The organism is Cupriavidus sp. C3SS-1, from assembly GCF_057073755.1.
This window is the reverse complement of record NZ_CP172700.1, coordinates 92,839-107,168: the sequence shown is the minus strand read 5'-3', so window position 1 is coordinate 107,168 and position 14,330 is coordinate 92,839. Positions and strand designations below refer to the sequence as shown.

Sequence of the window (14,330 nt, the reverse complement as noted above, 5' to 3'; positions counted from 1 at the left end):
AGAGTCCGCGGGCCCCGCATGGCGGGCGCCGGCGTTAAAGAAGGAAAGCGTCATGAATAAACCAGAAAGACTCCAGCACCTGGCCGCCGCGCGTCGGGAACCCACGCACTACCTGACCGCCGACGAGCGCGCAGCAAAGGGACGAGCGCTACGCGATACTGTCCCTCGCGGTTCGCAATCCGGCTGGCAAGCACCGGAAGATCGACCCGATCCGATCAAACTGCTGAACGAATCCAACGCCGGGCGGATCCTGGACCTGGTTCCAATCCGATACGGCCGAATGGCGGCATCCCCGTTTGCGTTCTACCGCGGATCGGCTTCGCTCATGGCGGCCGATCTTGCTACCGCGCCGTCCAGCGGCATCCGCGTGCAGGCATGCGGAGACGCCCACCTGATGAACTTCGGCGGATTTGCAACGCCCGAACGAAACATCATCTTCGACATCAACGACCTCGACGAAACCTTGCCGGCCCCATTCGAGTGGGACCTCAAGAGACTGGCGGCCAGTCTGGCGATTGCGGCCGAGCATCTCGCGCTGCCCAAGAGCGATGCCGCGCGCGTAGTCACCGATGTCGTGCGCGAGTACCGCGAACGCATGTTCAACTACGGATGGATGCGCGCTCTCGACGTATGGTACGACCGAATCGATCTGCAGAAGTATGAAGACCGCAGCGGCGATCCCGAGATCGTCGCCGCGGCGCGCAAGCGCCTGGCGCAGCGAATCGAAGCGGAACGACGCAAGACGGTTCCCGACTATCTTTATCCCAAACTGGTGTCGGAAGAGGGACAGCAGCCGAGGATCAAGGATGAGGCTCCCTTGATCTTTCATCCAACCGAAGAACTGGCGCCCGGCATGGGCTCGGATTACGCCCAAGCCATTGCTTCTTATCGCAGCAGCCTCGCTGAGCATGTCCGTGTGCTGTTCGATCGTTTCCACTTCTTCGACATGGCCATCAAGGTCGTTGGTGTCGGCAGCGTCGGCACCATGTGCGGCGTGGGATTGTTCATGGCCGCGGACAACGACCCTTTGTTCCTGCAGGTGAAGGAAGCGCGCGCTTCCGTGCTGGAGCCCTACGCGGGCAAGAGCCTGCATGCCAACCATGGCGAGCGCGTGATCGCCGGCCAGCGTCTCATGCAGGCGGCGAGCGACGTATTCTTGGGCTGGACACGCGGGGAAAACGGACGCGACTTCTATGTGCGCCAGTTGCGCGACATGAAGCTCTCTGCAGTGATCGAAGACTGGGATACGGGTATGCTCAGACAATATGGCCGCATGTGCGCGCACGCGCTTGCGCGCGCCCACGCGCGCTCTGGGGACGCCGCCATGATGGCTGGCTACATGGGCTCGGGCCAGGCCTTCGATGATGCGATCTGCGAGTTCGCCACGGAATACTGTTCGCAGAACCGAAGCGATTTCCGCGCCTTCGTCGCTGCGATTCGCGAAGGGCGTATCGAGGCGAAGCTGGAGGCAGATTGACGACCAAGCCGGACGGAGAAGGCCGCCGACAACAGGTCAGGTGCACCGCCGCAACCCCATGGCGCGGCGGCGCGTCGTCTCACGTCGGCGCCCGGCCGCCGTCGGCTGGTGCTCGTGCAAGCAAAAGTGGCTGGGTGGTCCGCGCCCTGACCTTGCGGGCGATCTCCCCCATGCGCGGATGAGAAACACCGTGGTGTCCATTGTTTCCCATCGCGATCAGGTCAGCCGCCCACGCATCGGCTTCCGCCGTTATCGCTTCGGCGACGTCCTGCTGAATGCCGGACTTACCTGACAGGAAGGTGGTCGTGAACCTGACTCCGGCCCGATCCAAGCGGGTGGCGGCTGCCGCTAGCACGCCTTCTCCCGCCGTGGACAGGTTCTCCGCCATTCGAACTGGATCCGCATTGGTCACATCCAGGAACGGGCCGTTGTTGTCGAGCACATAGATGACTTCGACGTCGGCGTTCGAGGCTCGCGCAATCAGGATGGCCTGCTCCAGGGCTGCCTCGGACGCAGCGCCGCCATCGAGGGCTACCAAAATGCGACGGTACATTGGTGACCTTTCTGCTGTAGTCAAATTGGCGATTGAGAGCCGGCCAACAGGCAGCAAGACCGGCCCCGCTTCGGTGACTTAGCGCCCTTTCTCCGCGGCTGCCTTCTTCGCGCCATCGGTATAGGGATCAAACTTGCCGGATTTCGCGCCTTCGCTGTAGGGGTCGAACTTGCCGGATCTGGCGCTGCTGGTGTTGGCGTCCGGCGTTGCTCCATTGCCCGCCAGGCCGGCCTTGGTGGACTGCTTCACCCCTTCGGTGTTGGAATCTAACTTGCCGGACTTCGCCTGGTCTTCGCTTTTCGGCTTCGGAGCGTGGCTTCCGCCATACAGGTCACCACCGTCGGTGTAGTTCTTTTGCGCAAGGACGCTTTGCGCGCCAAGAGCGCTCAACGACGCTGCAGCCAGGATGGGGATAATCTTTCGGATCATGGTTATGGCCTCTATGCTGGGTTGGGTTGGGTTGGGTCGGGGCGTGGGTTAACGGTCAGGTCCAAGTCGGCGAATCGTGTCGGCCTTCCGTCGAGGCCGACTCTTCTTCAGCGCTCCCCACCGAGCCAGCGTTAGCAGCAACACGCCTGTTTCAACAGTAGTCCGGGCCACGCACCCGAGCTTGGGCTGGATCAAGTTGGACGCATGTCGTGCCGTGCGGTGGCCATGAAAGCGACGCACGATCGAAAACCATAGTAAAACGGCCCGCAAGATGCGGACCGTTTTACTTTTTCCTGATCCGGCTTACTGAGCCTTGTCACCAGAGGTCTTCGCGCCATCCGTATAAGGATCAAATTTCCCCGTCTTTGCCCCATCGGTGTATGGATCGTATTTGCCGGCTTTGGCGCCTTCGGAATACGGATCGAAACGCTTCTCGGAAGCGTTCAGGCTGGAGCCCGTCGACTGCTTTGCTCCATCGGTGTACGGGTCGAACTTGCCGGACTTCGCCGCGCCCGAATTTGGGGATACCTTCTTCGCCGCGTGGCTGCCCCCGTACAGATCGCCGCCGTCCGTGTAGTTCTTCTGCGCATTGGCTGCTTGCGTCACACCGAATGCTGCCAGCCCGGCAATGATCAGGGTCGGAATGGTTTTGTTAAGCATGATGGCCTCTCGAATCGAGGTCGCGCGGCGCCTGCGCACGCCCTTGCGAATGGTGGACGAATACTCTGGCTGATTGACCGAGTCGGCGCTTCCGTTAATAACGTGAACCCGCTTCTCCGGAATTCAAGTCTCAAAGCGGCTATTTGTTCAGTGAACCGCCCCAGCCCTCCGCGCCACGCATTTCAGCGGGAGCAATGCCGCTTGCGGACCCCGCATGGACTGACGTCGCCAGACGCATGAGGTTGTACGGCTCCACGCGGATCAGGCCGCCGCGTGGGCTGTCGATATCGGCAATCAGCGCGAAAGACACGCCAACCACCATGGGCAAGACCAGCAGCAGGTAGCCCGCCGAATCCGCCTTGCGCAGGCCGTATCCAACCAGAGCGTTGCTGCACACCGCCACGACAAGCATCAGCATCCAGGCGGAGCTGGGGATCCGGTTCCACCACGATGACTGGGTATAGCCCTCCGCGTTCAGCACCTCATTCATCCCCGCCACCGCCAGCCCCACGATGACGTTCGGATTGGCTGCGGCATTGCGTTCTACAACCGCCCAAAGCCTGGTTTGCAAGGCTGCTGTCGCAGCGTCGTTCTTCTTCAGACTGGCGGCATCATGGTTCGTATAGAAGTCCAGCCGACACCGAAGGTACTCGCGAAGCAGCGCTCGCACGGGCTCCGCATCGGCCACCGGCAACAGTCCCGCGCGGACATATTCCGTACCGATGGCATTGGCCTCTGCTTCTTCGTAGAGTTTGCGCTGGTCGTAGCGGCTGACCGCCATGGCAAAGCAGAAGCCGATCAGTAGCCCGAGCAGCGTGAGAACGGCGGCCTGAATCACGCCTACGTCCTGCCGTGCATCCGCGGAGGGACTCCTGGGTCCGCGAATCGCCTTGGCGCCGATCCTTTCGGCGAGCCATAGCACGGTGAACGTGACGACGAAAACCAGCACGGGGTAGTCTTTGATGGTGGTATCCATGATTTGCTCACCGTAAAATTGCTTCCTGCAACCGTCCGCAAATGCATCTCGCGCAAGGCTCTACTGGGCGGGAATCGTGATCAGCGGCATGGCTTCTTTGCTGCCCGTATCCACCAGCGTGAAGAACAGCATGACGGCATTGAGCGCGCGCTTGGTACGCAGGTCGCCTTGATCGATCCAGAACCAGTAGTCGCGATAGCGCACCGCCACATAGGCATCCTCGGGCCTGGCCTTGCCGCAACGAATCCGAACGGTTTCGTCCTCGGCCGCCGCTGACGTCCGCGCAACGCCTGGCAACGCGCTCCGCTCGGCCAGATGCTCGTCCGGCACGTCCATGTAGCTGGACAACGCAAGCATGATCTGCAACATGGACCGGCTGTTGACCGACAGCTCGTCCTCCGCGCCACGAGCCGGCGAGTACCTGAGCACGAAACGTTGCCGGTCGGCGGGCAGCTTAAGCAGCCGGCGAATCTCGTCCACCTTCTCGATCACGCCAGCAGGCATGTCTTCCCTGCGGAAGAAGAGGACAGCCATGGATCCCCGAGTCTTGTCTTCTTCGACACGCATCGCGAAGGCGCCGGCGGCCTGTACCTCGCGCATCAACGAGATGGCGCGCACAAATTCGGGATCGGCCTCCCGCATCATGCCGGTGGCGGTGGAACGATTACGCACGCCATTGAGCGACTCAACTGTCATGCCAAGCAGGAAATCGGCGGCATAGCCGCTTTGCAGCATGAAGAAGATGTTGCGCGGATCAATCGGCTCCATCAGTCCGCGCACAAAGCGCTGCCCCGTTGCCGGCGTGTAAGTGATCGTCGGACGGTCCGTATAGACACCCTGCACGCCCGCCGCGATGAAATCCCCCTGAACCGCGCGTGCGGAAGACAGCGTACCGTTGACCGACACCCCCGCCTGAAGCGAATAGCCGCTGACTACGGAGGCAACATCCACGAACACGGGGAGATCCATGTAGCGTAGCTTGACGATGTTGAGCAGCGTCTGCTGCTTCCATGAATCGGCAATGGCCGCGCTGTAGTCAAAACGGTCGGCGACGATGGTGGTGGGTCCCAACGATGTACACCCCGAGAGCACCCAGACTGATGCTATCGCCACGGCATGCACGAGCGCCGCGAAGCGGACTTCCGTCCGGCTGGTTGCCTGTTTCAGGCAGCTTGCATTGCGGAACGCCGGTGCACGCATGGCGAGAAGGACATCCCCCTCCGGATGAAATGGGTCTTGAGATAGCGTAGGAGAGCGCAGAGGGCGTCCATTGACGCAGCGCAAGCCGGAAAAGCGCGCTAGAAGCGGAACCCGAGCGAGAGCATCACGACCTGAGCTTCGGCACCGGGATTGAACCAGTAGACGCCCGCGGTACAGTTCCGCACCGTGAACTGGAGGAGGCCTCCGGGCCGGATGTCCCTGTCCCCACCATAGACCCGCGTACGCTGCATGACGACGCCGAGCCGTACCCACTCGACAGGTCGATAGCCCAGCTCACTCCAGGCATAGAGGTAGCCGGCCCGGCCGGCGCGGGCAGGCAAGTACTCCGCTTCCAGGTAATAGTCGAGCCTGCCCGCGCCTACGCTCGCCTCGAGGCCGGCGATAGGGCCGTGCGCCTCCCCGGCGACCGCGCCGATAATGGGCGTGGCGCTGACACGAATTTTTTCGCCTCCCGAGAACGTCCAGCCGATGAATGCCGACTGCGAATGCATGGCTTCATAGTTGACTCTCGCCTCGAGGTGAAGCTGGCCGTGGTCTGCGCTGAAAATGCCGCTGGCGTAGCTCGCGCCCTGGCGGGGCAAGTTCCAGTAGGCCGCTGCCGAGAAGCTCCACGGGTCAGGTGTGTCCAAACCGGTAGCCGGCCCGGCAGGCGGGCCTGGGGTCTGGGCCTGTGCCGCTCCCGCGGCAAACATGGCTGCCAGCAGCGGGCGGATCCGCACAGTCAACCGCCCAGCGCGATGACCGCCATGGTCAGGGCCACACCCAGAGCCGTCATGCCCAATCCGGCCGGCATGGCCCCGAACCCCGCGTAGTGACCAAGCGCCGCGCCGCCGAGAAACAGCATGCCAAGCGTCAACACACGCGAGACCAGCAACGCACCCGGCACATCGCTCATCAGCACGAAAGGCAGTGCCACGGGAAACGTGCTCAAGACCACGATGCAGAAGATGTGCACGGCACCACGCAGATCGGCCCAATGCAGGCGCGGGCGCGCCGGCAAGCCCGCAGCGGCAAGTCTCGCGCGAATGGCCTCCAGCTCCGCGTCTGTGGCCAGTGTCTTCATGCCGGGCGGAAGCGCGTCGCGAATAAGGCGGATGGCGGTCGGCCGGTCGTGCGCATGCTTGATGGCCATGGCGAGCGTGAGCCGCTGCCCTCTTCCGGCGATGGTACGGACGAGATACATGACCGCATCCACGAGCCCCCACGCCAGGTTGCAGCCCAGCGCGGCATGCAGCATGGTCCTGCTCGCGCCCGCGCCGGCACTCGCCGACGAGACCGCGCCGACAAATGTCAGGGCCATGAACAAGCCAAAGCACATCTCGGAGACACGGTCCACCACATCCAGCGCCGCGCCCCGGTCTTCGTCCCTTGCCGGTAGCACACCCATCGCATCGGCCGTACTGGTTGCGCTGGCCCGGGGCGGCGCCATGGATGCTTTCGTCGTAGCCGACTGCATGCGCGGCGCAACGCGTCCGCGGCGCCGGTCGTGGGCGCCCGAGGCGCCCGAACCGGAATCAGGACGCCGCACCGCCATGCCCGCCTGCCTTGACCAGCAATACGGGCAAGCTGCCGTGGCGCAGGAGGCTTTCCGCGACGCTTCCCATCAATGCACGACCGATACCCGAGCGGCCATGCGTACCGGCTACCACGATCTGGGCGCCACGCTCTTCCGCAATCTGCTGGACCTGTTTGCCGAGATCGCCGAGCGCGAGGATCTGGTCGGCCAGGATTGCCTGGCTGCGCACTTGCTTCGACGCCGCCTTCGCCTGCGCCTCGGCCAGAAGCCGGTGCCCTGCACGGACCAGCCCCGCACGGACGTCCGGCTCTTCGTATCCGCCGTCGACGATATGCACGATGTCAAGCTCCGCACCGCTCGCCGCGGCCAGACCAATGGCTTCGTCCAGGCCGAGATCGCTGCAGCGACTCCCGTCTATCGCCACCAGAATCCTTGTGTACATTTGCCTTCTCCTTCTGCATGACTGAACCGAAGGGCGCCGTCACCGGGACATCCGCGATCCACGTTTCGGCACCGCCGTGCCGATCCGAATCTCAATGCGAGAACAATACGGGCACCGTCATGGACGACAGCAATGTGCGCGTGACGCCGCCAAGCACAAGCTCCCGCATGCGCCCATGGCCGTAGGCACCCATCACGATCAGGTCGGCATCGAAGTCGGCGGCACGGGACAACAGCAATTCACCGATAGTCAGGTCCGAACCGCCCGGCCCGTGCTCGACCTCCACCGTCACGCCGTGTCGCTCCAGGACCCGCACCGCATGGGCGACCGGCGTGGCGTCCGTACGTGCTTCCTTGGCAGCAGTCGGGGCACACAGTATGCGTGCCGCCGCTCCGCCAATGAGCGGCAGCGCGTCATGCAAGGCCCGTGCCGCTTCACGGCTGCCATTCCATGCCACCATCACCCGCGCTCCTGTTGTCTCGAACTGCCCGTCACACGGCACCACGATTACCGGCCGCCCGCTTTCCAGCAGCAACGCCTCAAGAACCTGGGCCGCAAGCGGGCCTTCTTCGCCATTGGCGTCATACTGGCCAGCGACAATCAGGCCGGCCTCGCGCGACTCGCGCAGCACCGTGGAAAGCACATCGTGCTCGGCTGCCCGCCATTCCACGCCTGCGCCAAGAGACTTTGTCATTTCCTGGAACTGGTGCCGGATACGTTCCCCGACCAGCTTGCGACCCTGCCTGTCCCTTTCTATATAGTCGGCGGCGTTGTCCATCAGGTAGAACCATGCGGGATCGGGAATGAAGCTGCCCAGGAGGCCGATCAACGGACAATCATGGGAGCTCGCCAGTTGGGTCGCCAGCGCCAGCCGGGTCGTCGTATGCCTGCTGCGATCCAGATGGACCAGAATGCTGCTGTAGTTCATGCTCGCTCCTTATCCTGAGCTTGAAACGGATCGGTGCTTCTGCCGGGCTCGTTCACCACCAGCAGAAGAAGCAGGTGCCGGTCGGTCAGTGGAAGTCGGGACGTTTCGTGCATGCGGAGATCCTTTTTTGGATCGGAGCCATGCGCCCGGCCAGAACGTTCGCTCACGGTAAATTTAGGCATCCTCGAGGAGGTGGGGTTGACAAGCGTCAACCTGCTACCAGTTCCGCAGCGGGATCGCGCGCAGTCGAAGCGCGCTTGCCGGGCCGCGGCCGGCAAATCAGGATTCTCGTATCAACTCGGCTCCGCTTTCCACTACATGTGTGCAGCCGAGCACGTAAGCGGGCTCGCGCAGGTCCACCAGGCACCTCGGCTTGCGCGGACTCGCGGGGCCGAAACTTCGCCCGTCGTCATCGCAAATTCCGCGCGGCCGGTATCCCGGGCTTCCCAACGCATGGCCATGGCGTGTTCCGCCCTTTCCGCGGCCGTTGACGCCGATCAACCCTGGCCCGGTGGCCGGCACTATGTTTGACGAAGCAGCAACCTGTCGAGGTCAGTCCCTACCGCCAATCGAACCATGGAACGCCAGCAAACCGAGTTCTCGCTTTGGTACCTGATTCTCACAACCGTAGCGATACTGATTCTGCAGTTCTACATCGGTGCCGCCAGTATCCAGACGCTGGCTTACAGCGACTTCAAGGCGCTGCTCAAAGCCGAAAAGGTCCGCACCGCCAGCGTTGGAGAAACCGAAATCAGCGGCACTGTCGTCGCAGCCGGGCTGGAAGCCATTCTGCCCCGCGACCAAGCCGCGGCGCTGCAGAAGTCAGGACGCGCCGAGCACGCGTTCACTACCGTACGCATCAATGACCCCAACCTTTTGTCAGATCTGGACGCCGCACATGTCCGGTACGCGGGTGAAGCCGACAGCAAGTGGATTGGCGCAGTCCTTTCGTGGATCGTACCGGCGCTGGTCTTCCTCGGAATCTGGACCCTGGTGATCAAGCGCATGGGCGGGGGCAGGGGCGGCTTGCTCGAAATTGGCAAGAGCAAGGCGAAGATCTATCTGCAGCAGCAGACCGGCGTCACATTCGCTGACGTCGCCGGCATCGACGAGGCCAAGGCAGAGTTGATGGAAGTGGTCGACTTCCTCAAGTCGCCCCAACGCTATCGACGACTAGGCGGCAAGATACCCAAAGGGGTGCTGCTGCTTGGTGCCCCCGGCACCGGCAAGACGTTGCTGGCGCGCGCGGTTGCAGGCGAAGCCGGTGTGCCGTTCTTCAGCATGAGCGGGTCCGAGTTTGTCGAGCTGTTTGTCGGTGTTGGCGCTGCTCGTGTCAGGGACCTGTTTGCGCAGGCCGAACAGAAGGCGCCCTGCATCATCTTCATCGACGAGCTGGATGCGCTTGGAAAGACCCGCACCCTCAACGTGGCAGGCGGCCAGGACGAGCGAGAACAGACGCTCAACCAGTTGCTCGTGCAAATGGACGGCTTCGACACCAACAAAGGGGTCATCATCATGGCCGCCACCAACCGTCCGGAGATCCTTGACGCAGCGCTCCTGCGGCCGGGCCGGTTCGATCGCCACATCGTGCTTGACCGCCCGGACCTTGCGGGGCGCGAGCAGATCCTGCACGTCCATGCTCGCAATGTCACGCTCGCCCCTGAAGTCGCTCTGCATGACCTGGCCGCGCGCACACCCGGCTTCGCCGGTGCGGACCTCGCGAACCTGGTCAACGAGGCGGCCTTGCTTGCCGCGCGCAAGAACAAGGCCGCCGTGGAAATGGCCGATTTCGACGAGGCGCTCGACCGCATCATCGGCGGCCTCGAAAAGCGCAATCGCGTCATGATCGCGCTGGAAAAGCAGACCATTGCCTACCACGAGGCAGGCCACGCACTGCTCGCGGAAAGCCGCGCGCATGCCGACAGGGTATCGCGCATCTCCATCATCCCGCGTGGCGTAGGCGCGCTCGGCTATACACAGCAGACTCCGGCGGAGGACCGCTACCTGCTCCGGCGCAGCGAACTGCTTGACAGGCTTGATGTGTTGCTGGGCGGGCGTATGGCCGAAGAGATTGTCTTCGACGATGTCTCCACCGGCGCCCAGAATGACCTGGAGCGTGCCACCGACATGGCCCGCCAGATGGTGACGCAGTACGGCATGAGCAATTCGCTTGGACTGCCTTGCTATGAACGCGCCGGCAGCAGCCTGATGCCGATCGGCCCCGCGCTGCCCCGGGCTGACCGGGAGTACAGCGAGCGCACGGCACAAATCATTGACGAAGAAATTCGCCTGATTCTGGCCGAGGCCGCCGAACGGACCCGCAAGACCTTGTTCGCCCAGCGTCCGATGCTTGACGCCCTGGCGCAATTGCTGCTCGACAAGGAGGTAGTCGATCGGCCAACGCTGGATACGCTGCTCGAGCGCATGCCAGCGCACGAAGCGCGCGCCGAGGCCGCCTGACAGCAAGCCTCTTATGGAGCCCCTATGCCCTCTGCGCTCAGGAGAACAGTCCGTCTGCTCGGTGAGGCCACTCACGGCACCGCCGACTTCTACCGAATCGTGGACAGATCACGCAAGCGCTGATAGCGGATGTAGGGTTCGATGCTGTTGCCATTGAAGGGGACTGGTTGGACGCGTGGCCGGCCAATCAATCGCTATGCGCGTAGCGAAGGCAACGATTGCAGCGTACGGCCGCTGCCGACTTCCAGGGTCCGATGCGACCATCGCCGGTCGGTTCCACGCGCTGTTTCACCTGGATGAAAACTGACGCGTTCGAACCGCTTCCCCCAAGAGACGTGGGCCCCTCACCGGTGTTCTGAGGCTTCAGTGTGAAAACAGCACCGGAACCGTCATCGACGAGAGCAACGCACGCGTGACTCCACCCAGGACCAGCTCCCTCATCCGGCCATGCCCATACGCCCCCATCACAATCAGGTCCGCGCCAAAGTCCGCCGCGCGCGACAGGAGCAATTCGCCAACGGAGACATCTGACCCGCTCGCGCAAGTCTCGACTTCGACGCTCACGCCATGCCGTTCCAGCACTCGGGTTGCATGGACAACAAGCGTCGCATCGGGGCGCGGACCCTTGTCCACTCCATTTGCCGTGATATGCCGCACGGTGTAAAGATCACGCAGACAGGGCTTCGCTTCCTGCAGCAGATGTCTATCAGGACGTCGGCCACTCGGCATCTTCGTCTCCGGCAAAGTCGCGCAAAAGGTACAAGATGCTATTTCGTCACGTGGACGCCGGAAGAAGTTGCTCTCCATGAAGCAATCCACGCCGCACCATCCGTCCACGGCTCGTTGATCTATGACAACCGGGCCTGGAACCGAAGTCATAGGCTGAATGCACAAGGAAAGCGTTGCGCAGGCATCGCGCCTTCTTGCCCTATCGACTCCCGGAGCACTGCCATGACCACGGCCACCATCTCTGTTACGCCAACGACAGTTGCACGCATGTATTCCGTCGGCCGCGCACTGCTTGGCTCCCTTTTTCTGATTTCCGGGCTAATGAAGATGAGCAGTTTCGCCGGATACTCCGCATGGATTGCCAGTGCTGAACTGCCGATGCCAAGTCTCTTGCTGGTGTTGGCCATGGCGATCGAGATCGTGGGCGGCATCAGCCTGATTTCCGGTTGGAACGCGAAATGGGGAGCGCTGCTTCTTGCGGTGTTTCTGGTCCCAACCACCCTGATCTTCCACGGCTTCTGGCGTGCCGATCTTGCAGATTCCTGGAATCAGTTCAACCACATTCTGAAGAACGTCGCGATCCTGGGCGGGATGCTTGTCGTCTTCGCGATCGAGTCATCACGCGGGCATGAGCCCAAGTAACGGGAGAACGCGATGAGCATCAGCCGAAGTCTTGGACCCGAGCGAACGCAAGCCTCATCCGGTTCCAGTGACGATATTCTGCGAAATCGAGAGAACTTCTCCCTGGTCCTCGGTGGGCCACTTTATCAATTGATGCGTCGCGCCCATTTGTCCGATGATGCATTGCTTCTCGTGCGGCAACGCATTCTCTGCATCTCGCTCTTCGCCTGGTTGCCGTTGCTGATGTTGTCTGCCTTCGAGGGAAACTTATTCAGCAAGGCCACGACGGTACCGTTCCTGATGGATATGGAGGTCCATCTCCGGTTTCTCGTGGCAGTGCCCTTGCTGGTTGCGGCAGAACTTGTCGTACACCGGCGCTTGCGTGGCATCGGCCATGCATTCATCGAACGGAATCTGGTCCCCGACGCCGCGATGAGCAAATTCGACGAGGCGCTCGGCGCTGCATTCCGGCTCCGCAACTCGGTAGTCGGCGAATTGCTGTTGATCGCTGTCGTCTATGGAATCGGCATCGTGATCGTCTGGCGTCATTACACCGGCCTCCAGACGGCCACGTGGTATTCAACACCCACCGACAGCGGTTCAAAGCTCTCTCTTGCTGGCATCTGGTATGGCTATGTCAGCCTGCCACTGTTCCAGTTCCTGCTGGTGCGCTGGTATTTCCGGCTATTCATATGGATGCGTTTTCTCTGGCAGGTTTCGCGCATCAAGCTGAGCCTGATCCCAACGCATCCGGATCGCGTCGGCGGTCTCGGCTTTCTTTCCAATACCGTCTACGCTTTCGCGCTGCTGCTGGCCGCGCATGGGGTCATGCTTGCGTCAAATCTCGCCAACCGCATCTTTTTCCTCCAGGCGGTGCTACCGGATTACAAAATGGAAATTGGCGCAATGATGATATTTCTGCTGGGCATAGTAGTCGGCCCGTTGCTGGTATTCGCACCGCAGCTTGCCCAGGCGAAGCGGACGGGACTGAACGAGTATGGAGCGCTGGCGGAACGCTATGTTCGCGAGTTTGACAACAAATGGCTGCGTGGGTGCAGACCAGTCGACGAACCGTTGGTGGGCAGCGGCGACATCCAATCACTTGCCGATCTCGGTAACAGTTTCGAGGTGGTACGCGGCATGCGGATTGCGCCCGTCACCAGGGATGCCATCGTGCAGCTTGCGGCGGCTGTACTGATTCCGATCGTGCCGCTGGCGCTCACCATGATGCCTCTCGAGGAATTGCTCAAGCACCTGTTCGGGCTCCTGTTCTAGAAAAGCTGACGAAGGAGGCGCCATGAACGGCACAATGCGCGCAATGGTTTTCGACGGCGGAAGCCCAATCCTTGCTGACCGCCTGGTGCAAGTCCCAGTCCCGGGAGCGGGTGAAGTGCGACTGCATGTGGCGGCGTGCGGCGTGTGCCGTACCGACCTGCATGTCGTGGATGGAGACCTCTCCTCGCCCAAGCCCGCGCTGATCCCGGGCCATGAGATCGTTGGGCGCGTCGATGCGCTCGGCCCCGGTGTCGTTGGACTGTCAATCGGCGAGCGGGTCGGCGTGCCGTGGCTGGGACACACCTGCGGCAAGTGCCGCTTCTGCCTGAGCGGGCGGGAGAACCTCTGCGACGCTCCCCAGTTTCACGGCTATACGCGTGACGGTGGATACGCCGAATACGTAGTCGCCGATGCCGGCTATTGTTTTCGCATTCCCGAAGCGTACGACGACGAGCATGCCGCGCCGCTTCTCTGCGCCGGGCTGATCGGCTTTCGGACACTGCGCTCGGCCGGGGATGCGCAACATATCGGCATCTACGGATTTGGCGCCGCCGCGCATATCGTGGCTCAGATCGCGGTGGCGCAGGGCCGGACTGTCTACGCCTTCACGCGCCCCGGGGACCAAGCCGCCCAGACCCTGGCCAGGGATGTCGGCGCCGCCTGGGCCGGCAGCAGCCAGGACCAGGCACCCGCCACGTTGGACGCAGCCTTGATCTTCGCCTCCGACGGCGCCCTTGTGCCTGCCGCGCTGGCGGCTGTTGACAAGGGTGGAACCGTGGTCTGCGGAGGCATTCACATGAGCGACATTCCGTCCTTCCCGTATCGCCAGTTGTGGGAAGAGCGGCGGATCGTCTCTGTAGCAAACCTGACGCGTGCCGATGGCCATGGCCTGATGGAAGCCGCAGCCATGTGGCCATTGCAAATTCGTACCACGCTCTATACTCTTTCCAGTGCCAATGCCGCGCTGGATGACCTGCGCGCCGGCCGTCTGGCCGGGGCGGCCGTGCTCCGCATATGATGGCCTCTTTGATATTGCCAGGCTC

Annotated in this window: 14 protein-coding genes and 1 pseudogene; 5 read left to right on the top strand and 10 right to left on the bottom strand. The window is 62.4% G+C overall.

The annotated features are described in order from the left end of the window. Positions 1-52 precede the first annotated feature (52 nt). Positions 53-1,477, top strand: a complete 1,425-nt coding sequence (locus tag ACIGJC_RS16480; RefSeq protein ID WP_483713052.1) for a DUF2252 domain-containing protein — start codon at positions 53-55, stop codon at positions 1,475-1,477. A 79-nt stretch (positions 1,478-1,556) separates the two neighbouring features. Here the strand turns inward: ACIGJC_RS16480 and ACIGJC_RS16475 are convergent, their stop codons facing one another. The 9 genes from ACIGJC_RS16475 to ACIGJC_RS16435 form a co-directional block, all read right to left on the bottom strand. Further along, positions 1,557-2,030 carry a universal stress protein gene (locus ACIGJC_RS16475; protein ID WP_483713051.1) on the bottom strand — a complete coding sequence of 158 codons (474 nt, stop codon included), beginning with the start codon at positions 2,028-2,030 and terminating at the stop codon, positions 1,557-1,559. A gap of 78 nt (positions 2,031-2,108) precedes the next feature. Beyond that, positions 2,109-2,459 (bottom strand): hypothetical protein, encoded by a 351-nt coding sequence (locus ACIGJC_RS16470; RefSeq protein WP_483713050.1) that lies wholly within the window; start codon positions 2,457-2,459, stop codon positions 2,109-2,111. A 303-nt stretch (positions 2,460-2,762) separates the two neighbouring features. Next, positions 2,763-3,119, bottom strand: coding sequence for a hypothetical protein (locus ACIGJC_RS16465; protein ID WP_483713049.1), 357 nt, complete (start codon positions 3,117-3,119; stop codon positions 2,763-2,765). Positions 3,120-3,258: 139 nt separating this feature from the next. Then, complete coding sequence (locus tag ACIGJC_RS16460) at positions 3,259-4,095, bottom strand: bestrophin-like domain (RefSeq protein WP_483713048.1); 837 nt, start codon at positions 4,093-4,095, stop codon at positions 3,259-3,261. A gap of 60 nt (positions 4,096-4,155) precedes the next feature. Continuing rightward, the gene (locus ACIGJC_RS16455) at positions 4,156-5,295 is read right to left on the bottom strand and encodes a hypothetical protein (protein ID WP_483713047.1); all 1,140 of its coding nucleotides are present in this window, start codon (positions 5,293-5,295) and stop codon (positions 4,156-4,158) included. 98 nt (positions 5,296-5,393) lie between these two features. After that, positions 5,394-5,945 carry a hypothetical protein gene (locus ACIGJC_RS16450; protein ID WP_483713046.1) on the bottom strand — a complete coding sequence of 184 codons (552 nt, stop codon included), beginning with the start codon at positions 5,943-5,945 and terminating at the stop codon, positions 5,394-5,396. Positions 5,946-6,037: 92 nt separating this feature from the next. Next, on the bottom strand, positions 6,038-6,703 hold the full coding sequence (locus ACIGJC_RS16445; RefSeq protein WP_483714438.1) for a hypothetical protein: 666 nt from the start codon (positions 6,701-6,703) through the stop codon (positions 6,038-6,040). A gap of 127 nt (positions 6,704-6,830) precedes the next feature. Continuing rightward, positions 6,831-7,274 carry a universal stress protein gene (locus tag ACIGJC_RS16440; protein WP_483713045.1) on the bottom strand — a complete coding sequence of 148 codons (444 nt, stop codon included), beginning with the start codon at positions 7,272-7,274 and terminating at the stop codon, positions 6,831-6,833. A gap of 91 nt (positions 7,275-7,365) precedes the next feature. Further along, a complete protein-coding gene (locus ACIGJC_RS16435) occupies positions 7,366-8,202 on the bottom strand; it encodes a universal stress protein (protein WP_483713044.1) in 837 nt (278 codons plus the stop codon). 576 nt (positions 8,203-8,778) lie between these two features. Here ACIGJC_RS16435 and ftsH point away from each other — a divergent pair. After that, positions 8,779-10,662, top strand: coding sequence for an ATP-dependent zinc metalloprotease FtsH (gene ftsH, locus ACIGJC_RS16430; protein WP_483713043.1), 1,884 nt, complete (start codon positions 8,779-8,781; stop codon positions 10,660-10,662). 363 nt (positions 10,663-11,025) lie between these two features. Here ftsH and ACIGJC_RS16425 read toward each other — a convergent pair. Continuing rightward, positions 11,026-11,283 (bottom strand): annotated as a pseudogene (locus ACIGJC_RS16425) (universal stress protein); the annotation flags it as partial. A 330-nt stretch (positions 11,284-11,613) separates the two neighbouring features. Between ACIGJC_RS16425 and ACIGJC_RS16420 the strand changes: the two are divergent. Genes ACIGJC_RS16420 through ACIGJC_RS16410 form a run of 3 tightly spaced genes read left to right on the top strand, consistent with a single transcriptional unit; the run spans position 11,614 to position 14,305 of the window. After that, complete coding sequence (locus tag ACIGJC_RS16420; RefSeq protein ID WP_483713042.1) at positions 11,614-12,033, top strand: DoxX family protein; 420 nt, start codon at positions 11,614-11,616, stop codon at positions 12,031-12,033. Positions 12,034-12,045: 12 nt separating this feature from the next. Further along, complete coding sequence (locus tag ACIGJC_RS16415; RefSeq protein WP_483713041.1) at positions 12,046-13,287, top strand: hypothetical protein; 1,242 nt, start codon at positions 12,046-12,048, stop codon at positions 13,285-13,287. Positions 13,288-13,309: 22 nt separating this feature from the next. Continuing rightward, a complete protein-coding gene (locus ACIGJC_RS16410; RefSeq protein ID WP_483713039.1) occupies positions 13,310-14,305 on the top strand; it encodes a zinc-dependent alcohol dehydrogenase family protein in 996 nt (331 codons plus the stop codon). Positions 14,306-14,330: the final 25 nt, after the last annotated feature.